Origin of the sequence: Streptomyces sp. NPDC097617, from assembly GCF_044761485.1 — a bacterium.
In the GTDB taxonomy this organism is placed as follows: Bacteria; Actinomycetota; Actinomycetes; order Streptomycetales; family Streptomycetaceae; genus Streptomyces.
On record NZ_JBIWCL010000033.1, the window covers coordinates 56,204 to 74,265 of the forward strand.

At 70.8% G+C, this 18,062-nt stretch carries 15 protein-coding genes and 1 tRNA gene; 8 read left to right on the forward strand and 8 right to left on the reverse strand.

All coding sequences use genetic code 11. The features are described 5' to 3' along the window. Positions 1-4: 4 nt before the first annotated feature. Together ACIQZO_RS35875 and ACIQZO_RS35880 are read right to left on the reverse strand one after the other, a co-directional pair. Complete coding sequence (locus ACIQZO_RS35875) at positions 5-847, reverse strand: MurR/RpiR family transcriptional regulator (protein ID WP_403634802.1); 843 nt, start codon at positions 845-847, stop codon at positions 5-7. A 174-nt stretch (positions 848-1,021) separates the two neighbouring features. After that, positions 1,022-1,885, reverse strand: coding sequence for a LysR family transcriptional regulator (locus ACIQZO_RS35880; RefSeq protein WP_403634804.1), 864 nt, complete (start codon positions 1,883-1,885; stop codon positions 1,022-1,024). A gap of 93 nt (positions 1,886-1,978) precedes the next feature. Here ACIQZO_RS35880 and ACIQZO_RS35885 point away from each other — a divergent pair, with 93 nt between their 5' ends. Then, on the forward strand, positions 1,979-2,719 hold the full coding sequence (locus ACIQZO_RS35885; RefSeq protein WP_403634806.1) for an SDR family oxidoreductase: 741 nt from the start codon (positions 1,979-1,981) through the stop codon (positions 2,717-2,719). A 148-nt stretch (positions 2,720-2,867) separates the two neighbouring features. After that, positions 2,868-3,251, forward strand: a complete 384-nt coding sequence (locus tag ACIQZO_RS35890; RefSeq protein WP_403634809.1) for a hypothetical protein — start codon at positions 2,868-2,870, stop codon at positions 3,249-3,251. Positions 3,252-3,634: 383 nt separating this feature from the next. On the opposite strand, the gene ACIQZO_RS35895 is transcribed toward ACIQZO_RS35890, so the two are convergent. Continuing rightward, positions 3,635-5,017, reverse strand: a complete 1,383-nt coding sequence (locus ACIQZO_RS35895; protein ID WP_403634878.1) for a cystathionine beta-synthase — start codon at positions 5,015-5,017, stop codon at positions 3,635-3,637. A 128-nt stretch (positions 5,018-5,145) separates the two neighbouring features. Between ACIQZO_RS35895 and ACIQZO_RS35900 the strand changes: the two genes are divergently transcribed. The 3 genes from ACIQZO_RS35900 to ACIQZO_RS35910 all read left to right on the forward strand — a co-directional run bounded on the left by ACIQZO_RS35900 (position 5,146) and on the right by ACIQZO_RS35910 (position 8,958). Continuing rightward, positions 5,146-6,144 carry an SGNH/GDSL hydrolase family protein gene (locus tag ACIQZO_RS35900; protein ID WP_403634811.1) on the forward strand — a complete coding sequence of 333 codons (999 nt, stop codon included), beginning with the start codon at positions 5,146-5,148 and terminating at the stop codon, positions 6,142-6,144. A gap of 279 nt (positions 6,145-6,423) precedes the next feature. Then, positions 6,424-7,644: an acetyl-CoA C-acetyltransferase gene (locus ACIQZO_RS35905; protein WP_403634814.1), complete on the forward strand. Its 1,221-nt coding sequence runs from the start codon at positions 6,424-6,426 to the stop codon at positions 7,642-7,644. 498 nt (positions 7,645-8,142) lie between these two features. Beyond that, complete coding sequence (locus ACIQZO_RS35910) at positions 8,143-8,958, forward strand: hypothetical protein (protein WP_403634881.1); 816 nt, start codon at positions 8,143-8,145, stop codon at positions 8,956-8,958. On the opposite strand, the gene ACIQZO_RS35915 is transcribed toward ACIQZO_RS35910, so the two are convergent. Then, a complete protein-coding gene (locus ACIQZO_RS35915) occupies positions 8,942-9,289 on the reverse strand; it encodes a hypothetical protein (protein WP_403634817.1) in 348 nt (115 codons plus the stop codon). The genes ACIQZO_RS35910 and ACIQZO_RS35915 overlap by 17 nt on opposite strands. Before the next feature lie 101 nt (positions 9,290-9,390). On the opposite strand from ACIQZO_RS35915, the gene ACIQZO_RS35920 reads away from it, so the two are divergent. After that, entirely contained in the window at positions 9,391-9,621 is a 231-nt protein-coding gene (locus tag ACIQZO_RS35920) for a DUF4287 domain-containing protein (protein ID WP_399746273.1), read from the forward strand. A 140-nt stretch (positions 9,622-9,761) separates the two neighbouring features. Here ACIQZO_RS35920 and ACIQZO_RS35925 read toward each other — a convergent pair whose 3' ends face one another. After that, positions 9,762-10,610, reverse strand: coding sequence for a Bax inhibitor-1/YccA family protein (locus ACIQZO_RS35925; RefSeq protein ID WP_403634820.1), 849 nt, complete (start codon positions 10,608-10,610; stop codon positions 9,762-9,764). A 147-nt stretch (positions 10,611-10,757) separates the two neighbouring features. Next, positions 10,758-10,839 (reverse strand) — tRNA-Leu (locus ACIQZO_RS35930). Positions 10,840-11,248: 409 nt separating this feature from the next. On the opposite strand from ACIQZO_RS35930, the gene ACIQZO_RS35935 reads away from it, so the two are divergent. Together ACIQZO_RS35935 and ACIQZO_RS35940 are read left to right on the forward strand one after the other, a co-directional pair. Further along, positions 11,249-12,013 carry an ABC transporter ATP-binding protein gene (locus ACIQZO_RS35935; RefSeq protein WP_403634884.1) on the forward strand — a complete coding sequence of 255 codons (765 nt, stop codon included), beginning with the start codon at positions 11,249-11,251 and terminating at the stop codon, positions 12,011-12,013. A 55-nt stretch (positions 12,014-12,068) separates the two neighbouring features. Beyond that, a complete protein-coding gene (locus tag ACIQZO_RS35940; protein WP_403634823.1) occupies positions 12,069-14,621 on the forward strand; it encodes an ABC transporter permease in 2,553 nt (850 codons plus the stop codon). An 88-nt stretch (positions 14,622-14,709) separates the two neighbouring features. Here the strand turns inward: ACIQZO_RS35940 and ACIQZO_RS35945 are convergent, their stop codons facing one another. Continuing rightward, a complete protein-coding gene (locus ACIQZO_RS35945; RefSeq protein ID WP_403634826.1) occupies positions 14,710-16,113 on the reverse strand; it encodes a class I SAM-dependent methyltransferase in 1,404 nt (467 codons plus the stop codon). A 169-nt stretch (positions 16,114-16,282) separates the two neighbouring features. Further along, positions 16,283-17,668 (reverse strand): NAD(P)/FAD-dependent oxidoreductase, encoded by a 1,386-nt coding sequence (locus ACIQZO_RS35950; RefSeq protein ID WP_403634829.1) that lies wholly within the window; start codon positions 17,666-17,668, stop codon positions 16,283-16,285. Positions 17,669-18,062 lie beyond the last annotated feature (394 nt).

Sequence of the window (18,062 nt, forward strand, 5' to 3'; positions counted from 1 at the left end):
GGGGCTATTCCACGAACAGGCCCCGTGCCGCCGCCCGCGCGTCGAACGCCTCCAGCCGCGCCTGCGCGTCGGGCAGCGCGTCCGCCATCGACTCCAGCAGCACCCGCCCCAGCAGCATCGGCGCGCACGCCGTGTCGAAGGCCAGTCCGGTACCGACCTGCGCCGGAATCAGCAGGTCCGAGTGGCGGGCCACCGGCGCGAAGGCCGAGTCGGCGACCGTCACCACGGTCAGGCCGGCCCGCCGCGAGCGCTCCAGCGTGTCCACGACCTCCCGCGGGTGGCGGGGCAGCGCGAAGCACAGCAGGGCCGTGGCGCCCTCGTAGAGCGCCGCGTCGATGCGGTCCTCCAGCATCGTGCCGCCCTCGTCGAGGAGCCGTACGTCCGGATGCACCTTCGAGGCGAAGTACGCGAACCCGCGCGCCTGGGACGAGGCCGCCCGCAGCCCGAGCACCAGCAGCGGGGCCGAGGCGGCGAGCAGCCGCCCGGCCTCCTGGACCGGGGCGGGATCGGCGAGCATCGCCGCCAGCTGCCGCAGGTTCTCGATCTCGCCGAGGACCGCCTGCTGGTACTCGTTGTACGAGTCGTCGTGCGCGGCCCCGGGCCGCTCGGCGGGGGCCACCTCGCGCAGGTGTCGGCGCAGCGCGGGATATCCGTCGAAGCCGAGCGCCACGGCGAAGCGGGTCACCGACGGCTGGCTCACCCCGGCCAGGTCGGCGAGCTCGACGCTCGACAGGAAGGGCACCTCCGCCGCCCCGCGCACCATGCAGTGCGCGATCCGCCGCTGGGTCGGCGTCAGCCGGTGCCCCTCGAACAGCTTCTGCAGCCGCGCGGCCGGGCTGTCACTCATCCCGTCCCCTCCGTCCCGGTGAATTATTCAGTCACGGAGCACTTTGCATGCGGTTATGCAGCGGGGCAAGCCGTGCCCGCGATGCGGATACGGCCCTGTTCTGCCGAAGCTGCCGCGAAGCGACAAGTTGCTCAGCGTGTCGTCAGGGTGATGACGGAGCGGGAAGGCCGAGGGTCATAGCTGTACGGCCGTGCGGATCAGCCCGGCGAGGGCGAGGGAGCGGCTGTGCGGGGGCCAGACGATGTGGGTGCCGATGGGGCGTGCGTCGGTCAGAGGGACGGCGGTGTGCTCGGCCCATAGCCGGGCGCGGGCGGAGTCGGGGAAGATGGCCATGGTGCGTCCGAGGGCGATCAGTTGGGCCAGTTGCGTCTGGTCGTGGATCTCGGGGCCCGGGCCGGGTGGGTACGTGCCGTTGCGGGGCCAGCGGGCGAGCGGAAGGCCGGGGATGTCGCTGACGTCGGCCAGCGACAAAGTCTTGTGCGCGGCGAGGGGGTGCCCGGCGGGCAGGATGGCGATCTGCCCCTCGGTCAGCAGTTCCTCGCTGTCGAACCCGGCGAGGGAGTTGTACGGCGTGTACATGAGCGCCACATCAGCGCGGCCGTCGCGCAGCATTTCTTCCTGCCCGCACATGCCGCTCGGCAGCACCTCGATCTCGGCGGCGTCGGGCTCGGCCGCGTAGGCGTCGAGGAGCTTCTGCAGCAGTTCGTGAGACGCGGCGGCCTTCACTGCCAGCACCAGGCGGTTGCGGAGGCCGCCCGGACCGTCGGTGCCACCGGCGCGACGGGTGCGGCGAGCGGCAGCGGTGGTCGCGTCGAGGGCTGCGCGGCCCTCGTGCAGCAGCACCTCTCCGGCGCCGGTCAGGGAGACGCCGCGGCGGTTGCGTTCCAGCAGGCAGACACCGAGGCGCCGCTCGAGCTGCTGGATCGCCCGGGACAGCGGTGGCTGGGCCATGCCGAGGCGCTCGGCGGCGCGGCCGAAGTGCAGTTCCTCAGCAACGGCCGTGAAGTACTTCAGCTCGCGAGTCTCCAAGGTGTCCACGGCCACAGCGTACGTCGGTGATACCTACCGGGTATCACAGGGCACCGTATGGGTGTTGGATGCGCCGCTCGTCCACGAGCGAGCATCAACGACATGAGCGAAACGAGGATCGCGCTGGTGACCGGCGCGAACAAGGGAATCGGGTACGAAATCGCGGCCGGGCTCGGCGCCCTCGGGTACCGCGTGGGCGTGGGGGCCCGTGATGAGGACCGGCGCGAGGACGCCGCCCAGAAGCTGCGCGGCGCCGGGGTGGACGCGTTCGCGGTGCCGCTGGACGTGACCGGCGATCAGAGCGTCACCGATGCCGCGGAACTGATCGAACGGCAGTCCGGGCGCCTGGACGTGCTGGTCAACAACGCCGGCATCTCAGGACCGCCTACGGGTCCGGGGTGGGGGCAGGACCCGACCGTTCTCGACCTCGACGTGGTCCGTACGGTCGTGGAGACCAACGTCATCGGTGTCATCCGGGTGACCAACGCGATGCTGCCGCTGCTGATGCGCTCGACGTCGCCGCGCATCGTGAACGCCTCCAGTTCCGTCGGCTCCCTGACCTTGCAGGCGGACCCCGACATCGACATCGGCCCGATCATGGCGGCCTACTCGCCGACGAAGTCGTTCCTCAACGCCGTAACCGTGCATTACGCCCGGCAGTTCGCCGGCACGAACATCCTGATCAACGCCGCCTGCCCGGGCCTGGTCGCGACCGACTTCAACGGCTTCTACGGGTCCCGCACTCCCGAGCAGGGCGCGGCCACAGCCATTCGTCTCGCCACGCTGCCCGACGGCGGCCCCACCGGCTCGTTCTTCAACGACGCCGGCGTCATCCCCTGGTGACCCCGACCCTGTCGTGATCACGCCGTAGGCCCTGGCGTGCTCGACGCGACCGCGGATACGGAGGCCGGTGCGCGGGGGCACTACCGCTCCCGGCGATTCGGGGGATAGCCCCAGTGCCGGGGCCCGCGGGGGTTCCTACGGTGGGGACATGGACGCCCACGCCCAAGAGCTGAAGAAGGAATTCGACGCGACGATGGACGCCCGGCGCGAGCTGGGCCCGGAGTACGAGGCCGCGCTGGTGGACTCGTTCGTCGAGAAGGTCGACACCCAGGTCCGGCGCCGGCTCGCGGAGGAACGCCTGGCCGCGGCCCGCGGCGACGGCCGCGGGCACTCCGCCGCCACGGGGGACGGGAACTTCGGCGAACGCTTCGGCTTCGCGATCATCACGCTGGTGCTGGCGATCCCGCTGTCGGCGGTCGCCGTCGCACAGGCCCGGCTGCCGGGGCTGATCGTCGCCTGGGCGGGGATCGTGGGCGTGAACTTCATCCACGCCGCTCGCCTCCGGCGCGGTACGCGGGATTCCCTGGACTGACCGGCCGTCGGCCGGGCGCGGGTCCGCTGCGGGCGCGCTGCCCCGAACCCCCGCGCCGCGAGGGCCGGCGGGGCTGGATGGCGGGGCTGAAGTATTGCGCGGGGACCGCCGCACCCCCGGTTGCCCGGGGGGCGGGACGACGGCGGTCCCCGCGAAGGACACGGCCGGGTCAGGGCCGTCCGCGTCCATGGCGCTCGCGCAATCCGGGAGCCGCTCCGGAGGTGCGCGTACGCCGTTCGGTGGTGCCGGCCGGGCTCCGGTCTCCCGGTCCTCCCTGCCGACAACCACCACTGTGCCCCGGCCGTGTTAAGCCGGTGCTGCCGTCACGTGTCGGGCCCGTACCGATTGCGCGAAGGCCGTGAGCGGCTCCCTGCGCCTACGGGCTACTTCGCGGTCTTGGCCAGGAAGGCCAGCAGGTCCTGACGGCTCACCACACCGGTGGGCTTGCCCTCGACCAGCACGATCGCCGCGTCCGCCTCGCCGAGCACCGCCATCAGCTCGGACACCGGCTCGCCGGAGCCGACCTGCGGCAGCGGGGAGCTCATGTGCTTCTCCAGCGGGTCGGTCAGCGCCGCCCGCTGGGCGAACAGCGCCGCCAGCAGCTCCTTCTCGACCACGGAGCCGATGACCTCGGCGGCCATCACGTCCGGGTGACCGGCGCCCGGCTTGACGATGGGCATCTGCGAGACGCCGTACTCGCGCAGGACCTCGATGGCCTCGCCGACGGTCTCCTCGGGGTGCATGTGGACGAGGGACGGGATGCCGCCCTCCTTGTCCCTGAGCACGTCGCCGATGCGCGCGGCGGGTCCGGCGTCCTCCAGGAAGCCGTGTCCCGCCATCCACTCGTCGCTGAAGATCTTGCTGAGGTAGCCGCGGCCGCTGTCCGGCAGCAGGACGACGACCACGTCGTCCGGGCCGAGGCCCTCGGCCGCGCGCAGGGCGGCGACGACCGCCATGCCGCAGGAGCCGCCGACGAGCAGGCCCTCCTCCTTGGCGAGGCGGCGGGTCATCTGGAAGGAGTCCTTGTCGGACACCGCGATGATCTCGTCGGTGACGTCCGGGTCGTAGGCGGTCGGCCAGAAGTCCTCGCCCACGCCCTCCACCAGGTACGGACGGCCGGAGCCGCCGGAGTAGACCGAGCCCTCGGGGTCGGCGCCGATGACCTTGACCTTCCCGCCGCTGACCTCCTTGAGGTAGTTGCCGGTACCGGAAATCGTGCCGCCCGTGCCGACACCGGCGACGAAGTGGGTGATCTTCCCGTCCGTCTGGTCCCACAGCTCGGGACCGGTGGTCTCGTAGTGCGAACGGGGGTTGTTCGGGTTGCTGTACTGGTCCGGCTTCCAGGCGCCGGGCTCGCGCGCGAGGCGGTCGGACACGTTGTAGTACGAGTCCGGGTGCTCGGGGTCCACCGCGGTCGGGCAGACGACGACGTCGGCGCCGTACGCGCGCATCACGTTGATCTTGTCCATGGACACCTTGTCAGGGCAGACGAAGATGCACTTGTAGCCCTTCTGCTGGGCCACGATGGCGAGTCCTACACCCGTGTTGCCGCTGGTCGGCTCCACGATGGTGCCGCCGGGCTTGAGGGCTCCGCTCTGCTCGGCGGCCTCGATCATCCGTACGGCGATCCGGTCCTTCACGGATCCACCGGGATTGAAGTACTCGACCTTCGCAAGGACGGTGGCCTGCAGGCCTTCGGTCACACGGTTGAGCTTCACCAGCGGGGTGTTGCCGACGAGGCTGATCATCGAGTCGTGGAATTGCACCATGTTCTCCAAGGAGGGGACTCCACGGGTTCTCCGGGAGGTCCGGCCAGAGTATGCGGAAAGGGATTGGCCGACCGTCCGTACGGGGCAGGTAGGGGTCAATGAGGACCGAGGAGGTGGCCTGAAGGATGTCCAGGGCGAGAACAGCCCGCCGGATCGCGGCGGGGGCGGCGTACGGCGGAGGCGGCCTCGGGCTGGTCGGGGCCGCCGCGGTCGGGCTCGTGGTGGCCGAGATGCAGTTCGCCAGGCGGGCGGTCGGGTCCGGGCTGCCGGACCCGCCACGCGCCGACGGGCTGTACGGGAGCGAGTTCGGCGGGCCGGAGCAGAGCCCGGGCCCCGTGCGCCTGGGCATGCTGGGCGACTCCACGGCCGCCGGGCTGGGCGTACGGCGGGCCCGGCAGACTCCGGCGGCCCTGCTGGCCTCCGGTCTGGCGGCGGTGGCCGAGCGGCCGGTGGAGCTGCGCAACGTGGCCCTTTCGGGCGCCATGTCCGACGATCTGGACCGGCAGGCCGGCCTGCTGCTGGACGGCGTCGTGCCGCCCCCGGACGTCTGCGTGATCATGATCGGCGCGAACGACGTGACCCGCCGGATGCCGCCCACCCAGTCGGTGCGGCTGCTGACCTCGGCCGTGCGCAGACTGCGCATGGCCGGCTCCGAGGTCGTCGTGGGCACCTGCCCGGACCTCGGCACGATCGAGCCGGTGTACCAGCCGCTGCGCTGGATGGCCCGCCGCGTCTCGCGCCAGCTGGCCGCCGCGCAGACCATAGGAGTGGTCGCGCTGGGCGCCCGTACGGTCTCCATGGGGGACCTGCTGGGCCCCGAGTTCGCCGCGAACCCGCGCGAGATGTTCGGCCCGGACTCCTACCACCCGTCGGCGGAGGGGTACGCGACCGCCGCCATGGCCATGCTGCCCACCCTGTGCGCGGCGCTCGGCCTGTGGCCGGAGTCGGACCGGCTGGACGTGTCCCGCGACGAGGACATGCTGCCGGTGGCGAAGGCCGCGTCGGCCGCAGCGGGCCAGGCGGGTACGGAGGTCACCGCGGTCCGCGGCCCCTGGGTACTGCTCAAGCACCGCCGCAGGCGGCGGGTGCCGGCCACGGACCCGGCGCAGCCCGTGGTGCCGTAGCCCCGGGCCGGGCGACCCGCACGGGCTCACGGGCCCGGCACGGCGCCCGGCACGGGCCGGCACGACGCCGCCCTCGAGGCCCGTCCGCAAGGCCGTCCGCAAGGCCGTCCGCAAGGCCGCAGCGACGCGGCGGCGCACCGTCGCGTCGCGCGCGTACGGTCGGACGCCGCGGGCGAGTGCGGCCCGTGTCACACGCCCCGGCCGGTGACCTGGACCGTACGGGGCGGTAACTTCGCTTGCGGTCCCGCTCAGAGCCGCAACACACCCCTTGGAGTCCCGATGCCCGAAGCCGTCATCGTTTCCACTGCCCGCTCCCCCATCGGGCGCGCCTTCAAGGGGTCCCTCAAGGACGTGCGGCCGGACGACCTGACCGCGACGATCATCCAGGCCGCCCTGGCCAAGGTCCCCGGGCTGGACCCGCGCGAGATCGACGACCTGATGCTCGGCTGCGGCCTGCCCGGCGGCGAGCAGGGCAACAACCTGGCCCGCATCGTGGCGGTGCAGATGGGCATGGACTTCCTGCCCGGCACCACGATCACCCGCTACTGCTCCTCCTCGCTGCAGACCTCCCGGATGGCGCTGCACGCCATCAAGGCGGGCGAGGGCGACGTCTTCATCTCGGCCGGTGTCGAGATGGTGTCGCGGTTCGCCAAGGGCAACTCGGACTCCTGGCCCGACACCCACAACCCGCTGTTCACCGAGGCCGAGGCCCGTACGGCGGCCGTCGCCGAGTCGACCGGCTCCAGCTGGCAGGACCCGCGCGAGGACGGCCTGGTCCCGGACGCGTACATCTCGATGGGGCAGACCGCCGAGAACCTGGCCCGCATCAAGGGCGTGACCCGCCAGGACATGGACGAGTTCGGCGTCCGCTCGCAGAACCTCGCGGAAGAGGCCATCAAGAATGGCTTCTGGGCCCGCGAGATCACCCCGATCACCACCCCGGACGGCACCGTCGTCTCCACGGACGACGGCCCGCGCGCCGGCGTGACCCTGGAGGGCGTGCAGGGCCTCAAGCCCGTCTTCCGCCCCGACGGCCTGGTCACGGCCGCCAACTGCTGTCCGCTCAACGACGGCGCCGCGGCGCTGGTCATCATGAGCGACACCAAGGCCCGCGAGCTGGGTCTGACCCCGCTGGCCCGGATCGTCTCCACCGGCGTCACCGGCCTCTCCCCCGAGATCATGGGCCTGGGCCCGGTCGAGGCGTCGAAGCAGGCCCTGAAGCGGGCCGGCCTCACCGTCGGCGACATCGACCTCTTCGAGATCAACGAGGCCTTCGCGGCCCAGGTCATCCCGTCGTACCGGGACCTGGAGATCCCGCTGGAGAAGCTGAACGTCAACGGTGGAGCCATCGCCGTCGGTCACCCCTTCGGGATGACCGGTGCGCGCATCACCGGCACTCTGATCAACAGCCTGCAGTTCCACGACAAGCAGTTCGGCCTCGAGACGATGTGCGTGGGCGGCGGCCAGGGCATGGCCATGGTCATCGAGCGGCTGAGCTAGCCGTAGCGGAGGGTAGGGGTCGCCCCGAGGCACGAGGGACGACACCTGCCCGCAGCGGTGGCGAAGCACAGCGCGACCAAGAAAACGAGCGGCTGAGCTGAGCCGTAGCGGAGGGTAGGGGTCGCCCCGAGGCACGAGGGACGACACCTGCCCGCAGCGGTGGCGAAGCACAGCGCGACCGAGAAAACGCGCGGCCGAGCTCATTCGATCAAGAGTTGAACCCAGACGCCGCAAGGGATTCGGCCGGATCCCTTGCGGCGTACTGACGCCGGATCTAACCCGCTCGCGGCCGACCTGTGACCAAATTTCCCCCAGGATGTGACCTATCTCCTGGGGGATCGGTGTTTACGCAGGTCACAGCCGGTACAGGTGCTGCCTGTGTGACGAAAGCCCTGTCCATTTCGTGACGTAATGCACTGCACGGCATTCCCAGGTCGGGACACTCTGATGTAGGAAGTCGGGGGATCGAATCACCTCAGGAGTTAGTCAGTGAGCGCCATGTCTCTTGCCCTGCTGCTGACCACGGCCGCTGCCACCGCCGTGGGCGCTGCTGCGCTGCACGCCGTCCATGGTCTGCGCAAGCAGGTCACCGCCCTGCGCACTGAGCTGGCGGCGCCGGTCCACCCCCGCGGTGCGACCGTCCCGCACGCCCGCAGCGCCGTGGAATCGCCCGCCGCGGAGATACGAGCCGCCGTGGCCGAAGCCCTCGCCGAGGAGCGCGAGCGCGAGCTCGCCGAGGCGCGGGCCTTCTGGGCCGCGCAGGAGGCCCGTGACGCCGCCGACGCCCCCTCGCTGCTGGGCGGCCTGCCCGGGCTCGGCGAGGACAGCCCGGTCTTCCTGCCCCGGCAGGCCGACCTGGTGGGTCTGGAGCCCGTCATGGGCGAGGACGTCCTCGACGAGCTTCCCGGGTACCCCGAGGATTCGGCCGAGCTGGCCGCCGCGCGCCGGCGCCACCCCTCGCACCCCGACTTCGTCCCCGTCCAGGCCTCGCACCCCGGCGCCGACCACGAGCGCACCGTGAACCGCCTGGAGGAACTCGCGGAGGCCCGTACGGCCCTCGCGGACGTCCGCCCGGGCCCGCTGGGCACGCTCGACGTGTACGTCTTCACGGACGGCACGACGCTGTGCATGACGCCCGGCCACCGGGAGACCGCGGAGCGCCTCGCCGAGGCCCTGCGCGCCGGCACCGCGCCGGTGCTGCTGGGCGGCTCGGGCATTTCCGGCGCCTACGCGCTGACCTTCTCCTGCGGCGACAGCGAGGACCCCGACAGCAACGTCTACATCCTCGCGGACCGCGTCATCGCATCGCTCTGATCTCCGCCTGCTCCACCAGCCGCACGGCCTCGTCCAGCAACGCGGACGGGGCCTTCGCGCTGTCCGGGGTGGCGGCGTGCGCGGCGTGCAGCGCCTCCGCGAGGTCCAGCCCGGTCACCGCCACCTGGTCGCCGACCACGAAGATCCCCGCGTCCGGCACCTCCTTCGGCGGCTGCCCGGGCGTCTCGATCCGCTGGGCGCGTACGGAGAGTTCGCGGGCGAGGTCGAGCGCCGCGGCGGCGGCGCCCTGCTGCAGCCGGCTCTGCGGCGCGGCCCGCAGCCGGTCGGCGAAACGTTCCACGACGGCGCTCAGGGGCGAAGTATCAAGCACGCGGCCGACCCTACGCGCCGCCCGGGCACCATTGCCAACGGGCGAACTCTCCGGCACGGTGGCGTGAAGAGAACAGCACGGCGATACCTCCGGAGGCGCCCATGTCCGTAGAGTTCTCCGAACACACCCACCGCAACATGATCGACAGAATCCCCCAGACCACCGGTCGTGAAGTCTCCGACTGGCTCCGCACCGTGGACGACGGCCCCTCACTCGTCCGGTTCGAGGAGAAGGTCAGCTGGCTGCGCGGCGCGCACGAACTGTCGTACGGCCAGGCCAAGGCGATCATCCACGAGTACGACCTGCGCAGAGCCGCGCGCCGGTTCGGCTGAGCCCTCTCCCCCGATCCCCCGATCCCCGGATCCCTCGATCACGTTCCCGCACCCTGGATGCGGGAAGGCCCCGCGAGCGGTGTGCTCGCGGGGCCTTCCCCATGCTGTGCGCGGGCCGGTCGGTCGGCCTGCGGGTCCTGCTAGTCGTCGCCCGAGAGGATCGAGAAGATGCGCAGCATCTCCACGTAGATCCAGACCAGGGTCATCGTCAGGGCGAAGGCCGCCAGCCAGGACTCCTCGCGGGGGGCACCGTAGGTGATGCCGTCCTCGACCTGCTTGAAGTCGAGGGCGAGGAAGCAGGCGCCGAGGATGACTCCGATGGCGCCGAACAGGAGGCCGAGGCCGCCGCTGCGGAAGCCGAGGCCGTCACCGCCGCCGAAGACCGCGAACAGCGTGTTCACGAGCATCAGGAGGATGAAGCCGAGCGTCGCCGCCATCACGAAGCCGTAGAAGCGGCGGGTGACGCGGATCCAGCGCATCTTGTACGCGAAGAGCACGGCGGCGAAGACGCACATCGTGCCCATCACGGCCTGCATGACCACGCCGGGGCCGAGGTAGGTGCTGACCGCGGCGCTGATGACGCCGAGGAACACGCCCTCGAAGGCCGCGTAGGCCAGGATCAGGGCCGGGACGGGCTTGCTCTTGAACGACTGGATGATCGCGAAGACGAACGCCACGAGGGCGGCGCCGATCGCGATGCCGTACGACATTCCGAGGTTGGCCGGGTCGACCGGCAGCAGCACCCAGGAAAGGGTCGCCGTCACGATGAGCGTGCCGAGCGTCATGGCCGTACGGCTCACGACGTCGTCCATGGTCATCACGTTGGCGCGGGCCGGGGCCTGCGGCATGCCCGTGGTCGGGTCGGTCGCGTACGGGTTCGTCGCGTACGGGTTCGTCCCGGCCTGCTGCGGCTGCGCGTCAAACCCCGCGTAGCCGCCGTTGTCGCGGCTGAACCCCCGTCGCGAGAAGACCGGGTTACTGCTCCTCATCTCACTCCTCCGTGGCCACCGAGCGCGGCCTTGCAACAAGAGTAATGCGCTCGCAAAGAAAGCACCCTACTGCTGGAGGAGGATCTTAGGAGAAGGCGTGGCGAAGCGCAGGAGTTAAATGAGGGGATCCCCGCGAGAGCTGCGGAGTGCCCGGAGCCGGACTTGAACCGGCACGGCCCGAAGGCCAGCGAGGTTTAAGCTCGCCGTGTCTGCATTCCACCATCCGGGCAAGGCGTGGCGGCCCCCGTCAAAAAGCCTTGAACGCTGAGCCGAGCCTATCCGGAACGGCCCGCCCGCCGATCGGCCGCCTATCCGATGTTGTCTGATTTTATTGGCGCTTGAGGGTTCGTCAGACCCGAGATTGCACGGTGGGCCCGTTCTGGACGTCGATCACCGCCGGTACGGGAATGACGGGATTTCGATGGCTCGCGCCACCCCTCGCGCCACCCTCCGCGCCACCCCGGGCCGCAGCCCGTCGATCAGGCCCTCCGTCATACCAAAGGAGGAGACGCACCCGCCCGCCGTCAGACTCCAGTGGGCCGGGGAACAGGCACGGCGGCTGATCCGCAACGGGCATGCACACGGCGAGGATGGAATCGTCCCCGCACCGCAGACCGAGGAGCCGTCCCGTGACCACCATGAACTACGCCCCGCACACCGCACAGGCCGTGGCCGCCCGCGCCACCGGCCTCTCCAAGGTGTACGGCCAGGGCGAGACCCAGGTGGTCGCGCTCAACAACGTCACCGTGGACTTCGAGCAGGGCCAGTTCACCGCGATCATGGGCCCCTCGGGCTCCGGCAAGTCCACCCTGATGCACTGCGTCGCCGGCCTGGACACCTTCTCCGCGGGCTCCGTCCGCATCGGCGACACCGAGCTGGGCAGCCTCAAGGACAAGCAGCTCACCCAGCTCCGCCGGGACAAGATCGGCTTCATCTTCCAGGCCTTCAACCTGCTGCCGACCCTGACGGCCCTGGAGAACATCACGCTCCCCATGGACATCGCCGGCCGCAAGCCCGACAAGCAGTGGCTGGACGACGTGATCAGCATGGTCGGCCTCTCGGGCCGCCTCTCCCACCGCCCCACCCAGCTCTCCGGCGGCCAGCAGCAGCGCGTGGCCGTGGCCCGCGCCCTGGCCTCCCGGCCCGAGATCATCTTCGGTGACGAGCCCACCGGAAACCTCGACTCTCGCTCCGGCGCGGAGGTCCTCGGCTTCCTGCGCAACTCGGTGCGCGAGCTCGGCCAGACCGTGGTGATGGTCACCCACGACCCGGTCGCCGCCTCCTACGCGGACCGCGTCATCTTCCTCGCCGACGGCGAGATCGTCTACGAGATGCTCCACCCCACCGCCGACAGCGTGCTGGACCGTATGAAGTCCTTCGACGCCAAGGGCCGCACGAGCTGACCCGGGCCACCTCCGCAGCCCTCCTCCAGACTTCCAGCCCCAGGACTCGAATCCCATGTTCCGTACAGCCCTGCGCAACGTCCTCGCGCACAAGGCCCGGCTGCTGATGACGGTGCTCGCCGTCACCCTCGGCGTCGCCTTCGTCTCCGGCACCCTCGTCTTCACCGACACCCTGAAGAAGTCCCTCTCCAGCCAGTCCGCCAAGGACTACGCGGGCGTCGCCGTCTCCGTCACCTCGTACGGCCAGGGCCGCAGCGAACAGGGCGAGAAGGAGGGCGAACCGGGCCTCGGCCAGGCCACCCTCGACAAGGTCAAGGCGCTCCCGGGCGTCGCCTCCGTCTCCGGACGCGTCACCGGCTTCGCCGGCGTCGGCGACGAGAACGGCAAGCTGATCGGCTCCGGCTGGTCCAACCAGGGCGCCAACTACACGCCCGTCACGGACGGCAAGGACCCGCGCTACACCTTCGTCCAGGGCGCCGGCCCGGCCAAGGCCGGCGAGGTCGCGCTCGACAGGGCGACCGCCGAGGCGGGCAAGTACCAGGTCGGCGACAAGGTCCGCGTCGCCACCAACGGCCCGGTCAAGGAGTACTCCCTCGCCGGTGTCTTCACCACCGAGGACGGCGCCGTCCAGGCCGGCGGCAGCCTGGTGCTCTTCGAGACCAAGGTCGCCCAGGAGCTCTACCTCACGCCCGGCTACTTCCTGGAGATGTCGGTCGCGGCCAAGGCCGGCACCTCCGCCGACAAGCTGCTCGCCGACATCGAGCCGCTGATCGACAGCAAGCACGCCAAGGCGCAGACGGGCGCCGCGCTCGCCCAGAAGCAGGCCAAGGACATCGAGCGGGGCCTCGGCCAGATGGGCACCATGCTGCTCGTCTTCGCCGGCATCTCGCTCTTCGTCGGGATCTTCCTGATCTACAACACCTTCACCATGCTGGTCGCCCAGCGCACCAAGGAACTGGCCCTGCTGCGCGCCGTCGGCGCCAACCGGGGCCAGGTCATGCGCTCGGTGCTCGCCGAGGCCCTGGTCGTCGGCGCCCTGTCCGCCGTCGTCGGCCTGCTCAGCGGTGTCGGCCTGGCGGTCGCCATGCGCTCCGTACTCGAATCCTTCGGCGCCAAGCTCCCGGGCGGCGACCTCGTGATCGCCCCGGGCACCATCGTCGCGGCCCTGGTCATCGGCGTCATGGTCACCACGGTCGCCGCGGTGCTGCCGGCCTGGCGCACCGGCCGGATCGCCCCGGTCGCCGCCATGGGCAGCGCCCACCTGCCGGCCACCGCGAAGTCCCTGGTCGTGCGCAACATCATCGGCTCGATCATCAGCGTCATCGGCATCGGCCTGGTCCTGCTCGGGGTCTCCACGGGCGGCAACAACGGCCGCATGTCCATCGGTGCGGGCGCCTTCTTCATGCTGATCGGCATGATCGTGCTGCTGCCGCTGCTCGCCAAGCCGGTCATCGGGACCGTCCGCCCGCTGCTGCAGAAGGTGTTCGGGATCCCCGGCAAGCTGGCCTCCCAGAACGCCGTCCGCAACCCGCGCCGCACCGCCGTCACGGCCGCCTCCCTGGCGATCGGCCTGACCCTGGTCACCACCCTGTCGGTGCTCGGCATCACCATCGGCAAGGTCGTCGACCGGATGAGCACCGAGAAGCTCAAGGCCGACTACAAGGTCTCCATGGCCGGCGGCATGGGCTACCTCGACAAGTCGGTGGCCGAGACCCTGGCCAAGACCCCCGGCATCAAGGCGGTCTCCCCTCAGACGGCCGGCTACTTCATGGTCGGCGACGACTTCCGGTCCGCCTCTGGCGTCACCCCGGCCGCCATCGGCCAGCTGCTGAACATCGAGACCGTCAGCGGCTCGGTGGACTCCCTCGGCAAGGGCGAGGTCCTGGTCGCCGAGAAGACCGCGAAGAAGGCGGACCTCGCCGTCGGCTCCACGATCAACGTGAAGTACGAGGACGGCCAGCAGGCCACCCTCAAGGTCGGCGCGGTCTACAAGGACATGGAGGGCCTGCTCTCCCCGTACGTCCTCGACGACAAGATCCTCACCCAGCACACCGAGGAGAGCGCCGTCTCCGAGGTGTACGTCAACGTCGAGGGCGGGTCGTCCAAGGCCGGCCAGCAGAAGGTCGTCGACGCCCTGGGCAAGAACCCGGCCATCAACGTCGCCACCCAGCAGGACATGCGCAACGAGATGGGCGGCCAGATCAACCTGATGCTGAACATCATGTACGGCCTGCTCGGCATGGCGCTGCTCATCTCGGTGCTCGGTGTGGTCAACACCCTGGCGATGTCCGTCTTCGAGCGGACCCAGGAGATCGGCATGCTGCGGGCGATCGGCCTCGACCGGGGCCGGGTCAAGAACATGATCCGCCTGGAGGCCGTGGCGATCTCGCTCTTCGGCGCGGCGCTCGGTGTCGCCATCGGCGTCTTCCTCGCCTGGGCGGTCGGCAGCACCATCGCGAAGTCCATGCCGAACTACGAACTGATCCTCCCGTGGGACCGGATCGGCATCTTCCTCCTGCTGGCCGCCGTGGTCGGTGTCCTGGCCGCCATGTGGCCGGCCCGCAGCGCCGCCCGCCTGAACATGCTGACCGCCATCAAGACGGAGTAGCTCCGCGGCAGCGGTGACGGACACGCGAGGGGCTCCAGGCATCGCCTGGAGCCCCTCGCGCCGTGTCGACGCCCTGCTGGACCGGCCGCTAGACCGTTTCTGCGTTCCAGGTGCGCAGCCGCAGCGGCAGCCGGGAGTCCCCGGCGGCCGCGGGACGCACCGCCAGCACCTGGTTGACGCCCAGTCGGCCCCGCTCGAAGCCGAGGGCGCAGGCGGCCATGTAGAGCTGCCAGACCCGGGCCCGGCCGGGCGAGGTCAGCCGGACCGCCTCGGTCCAGTGCTCCTCCAGCCGGGTCACCCAGGCCCGCAGGGTCATCCCGTAGTGCTCGCGCAGCGCCTCCACGTCGCGGACCTCGAAGCCGGCCCGCTCCAGTTCGCCCACGGTGGTGCCGAGCGGGGAGAGCTCCCCGTCGGGAAAGACGTAGGCGTCGATGAACTCGTCGATCCGGTAGGAGTCTTCGTCCGGATCCGGCCGGCGGGCGATCTGGTGGTTCAGCAGCCGCCCGCCCGGGCGCAGGAGGGCGTGCAGGGTGCGGGCGTAGTCCCGGTAGAGGTCGGCGCCGACGTGTTCGGCCATCCCGATGGAGGAAATGGCCTCGTACGGTCCGTCCTTGACGTCCCGGTAGTCCTGGATCCGGATGTCCACCTGCTCGGTCAGCCCCGCGTCCGCGACCCGTTTGCGGGCGTACGCGGCCTGCTCGTGGGAGAGCGTGACCCCGGTGACCCGGACGCCGTACTCGCGGGCGGCGTGCAGCGCCATGGAGCCCCAGCCGCATCCGACGTCGAGCAGCCGCTCCCCCGGCCGCAGGGCGAGTTTGCGGCAGACCAGGTCGAGCTTGTCGCGCTGGGCCTCCTCCAGGGTGGAGCCGGGGCTCCAGTAGGCGCAGGAGTACACCATCGAGGGGCCGAGCACCCGCTCGTAGAAGTCGTTGCCGACGTCGTAGTGGTGGCTGACGGCCCGTCGGTCGCGGCTCTTGCTGTGGCGCGTCCCGGCCCGCCGGGACGCCGCCTCCTCGGCGGGGGGCGCTGGCGGAGGCAGCGGTCCGGCGAGGGCGATCAGCTCGCGCGCGGCGGCCCGCAGGGCCGGGTCGCGCCACCTCGCCCCCGGCAGGCCGGACAGTGCGGGCAGCCCGGCGCGGCGCGCCAGGCCCCCGAGGGCGGCGATCGGCCCGGGACCACCCTGGGCCGTGGAGACGGCGGGGCCGACGGGCGGCCGGTCCGGCTCCCGTTCCCACAGCAGCCCCGCCACCCGGTCCAGGAGGTCGAACAGATTGCCCTCGACCGTCAGTTCCCCTGCCACCCATGCGCGCGCGAGCCCGAGCTCGCCGGGCCTCCACAGCATCCGCCGCACGGCGCGGCGGTCGTGGATGACGAGCACGGGGCCGTCGGGCGGGCCCGCCTCGCTGCCGTCCCAGGCCCGGACGCGTACCGGCAGCGGGGCACCCAGAAGTCTTTCGGCAACAACGGCGAGCCGCGGCGCGGCGTCGGTCATGGCGCACCTCCACAAAAGCTCCGACCCATCCGTCTACCCATCCCGGGCCCCGGGTACGCCGAAGGGGCCTCCCGCACCACGGATGGCGGGCGGCCCCTTCGGGGACGTGCAGGTCGTACAGGTGAAGCGAGTGGAGCGGGTGGAGCTCAGATCCCGCCGGTCACACCGGTCAGGAGGCCTTGGCCTTCGCGGCCGGGGCAGCGGCGGCGGCCGGGGCCGGCGCCGGCTTGGCGGCCTCGTAGAACTCCTCGCGGGGGGTCTCCAGCGCGCCGAGGGAGACGACCTCGCGCTTGAGGAACATGGCGAGGGTCCAGTCGGCGAAGACGCGGATCTTGCGGTTCCAGGTCGGCATGGCCATGCCGTGGTAGCCACGGTGCATGTACCAGGCGAGCCGGCCCTTGAGCTTGATCTTCGTCTTGCCCATGACGATCATCGCGACGCCCTTGTGGAGGCCGAGGCCCGCCACCGCACCCTTGTTGGAGTGCGAGTACTCGGCCTGCGGGAAGCCCCGCATGCCCGAGATGACGTTGTCGCCGAGGACCTTGGCCTGGCGCAGCGCGTGCTGGGCGTTCGGCGGGCACCAGGCGTTCTCGACGCCGGCCTTGCGGGAGGCGACGTCCGGGACCTGGGCGTTGTCGCCGGCGGTCCAGATGTAGTCCGTGCCCGTGACCTGGAGGGTCGGCTGGGCGTCCACGTGGCCGCGGGGGCCCAGCGGCAGGCCGTAGCGGGCCAGCACCGGGTTCGGCTTGACGCCGGCGGTCCAGACGATGGTGTTGGAGTCGACCTCGAGGCCGTTCTTCAGCACCACGTGGCCGTCCACGCAGGAGTCCATGGAGGTGTTGAGGTAGATCTCGATGCCGCGGGACTCGAGGTGCTCCTTGCCCCAGGTGCCGAGCTTGGGCCCGACCTCGGGAAGGATCTTGTCGGCCGCGTCGACCAGGATGAAGCGCATGTCCTCGCGCTTGATCGTGGAGTAGTACTTCGCGGCGTCGCGGGCCATGTCCTCGACCTCGCCTATGGTCTCCGCGCCGGCGAAGCCGCCGCCGACGAAGACGAAGGTGAGGGCCTTGCGGCGGACGTTCTCGTCCGTCGTGGACTCGGCCTTGTCGAGCTGCTCGAGGACGTGGTTGCGCAGGCCGATGCCCTCTTCGACGCCCTTCATACCGATGCCCTGTTCGGCGAGGCCGGGGATCGGGAAGGTGCGGGAGACGGCGCCGAGCGCGATCACCAGGTAGTCGAAGGGCAGCTCGTACGCCTCGCCGACCAGCGGCGTGACGACGGCGACCTTGCGGTCCTGGTCGATGCTGGTGACCCGGCCGGTGAGAACCTCTGCCTTGGGCAGCACGCGTCGCAGCGGGACGACGACGTGCCGAGGCGAGATGCTGCCTGCGGCCACTTCAGGGAGGAAGGGCTGGTAGGTCATGTACGAGCGCGGGTCGACGACCGTGACGGTCGCCTCGCCGTAGCGCATCTTCTTCATGATGCGCTTGGCTGCGTACAGGCCTACGTACCCACCTCCTACAACGAGGATCCTGGGACGCTCCGTGGTGCTCATGGAACGAGTATCCAGCACCCAAAGGGGTGTCGCTCGTGAGCCCCTTCACAAGGACTGGGAGACCCTCTGCTACACTCCGCCGCCCACGTGACGGAGGTCATGGCGCGCGACGGGAACCAGCAGGTGTCCGGAGTCGTTGTTCACCCGTCCTGAACTGGCCTCCAAGGCCGAAAGCGGACTGGACCACCGGGCTTCGTCCATACCTCCGACACGGATCCCGTCGCCTCCGCCGATCGCACGAACGCACGCGAAAAAGGGCCGGTGGACCTCCGGAGGGCCCCAAAGAACCCTTCCGTCGACCCAACAGGCCCCTTTTCCTTGTGAAGAACTTCACGAAGTTCGTTCGGGCCACGGTGGCAACACCGGCCGAACAGCCCCTCACAACCTGCTTCGA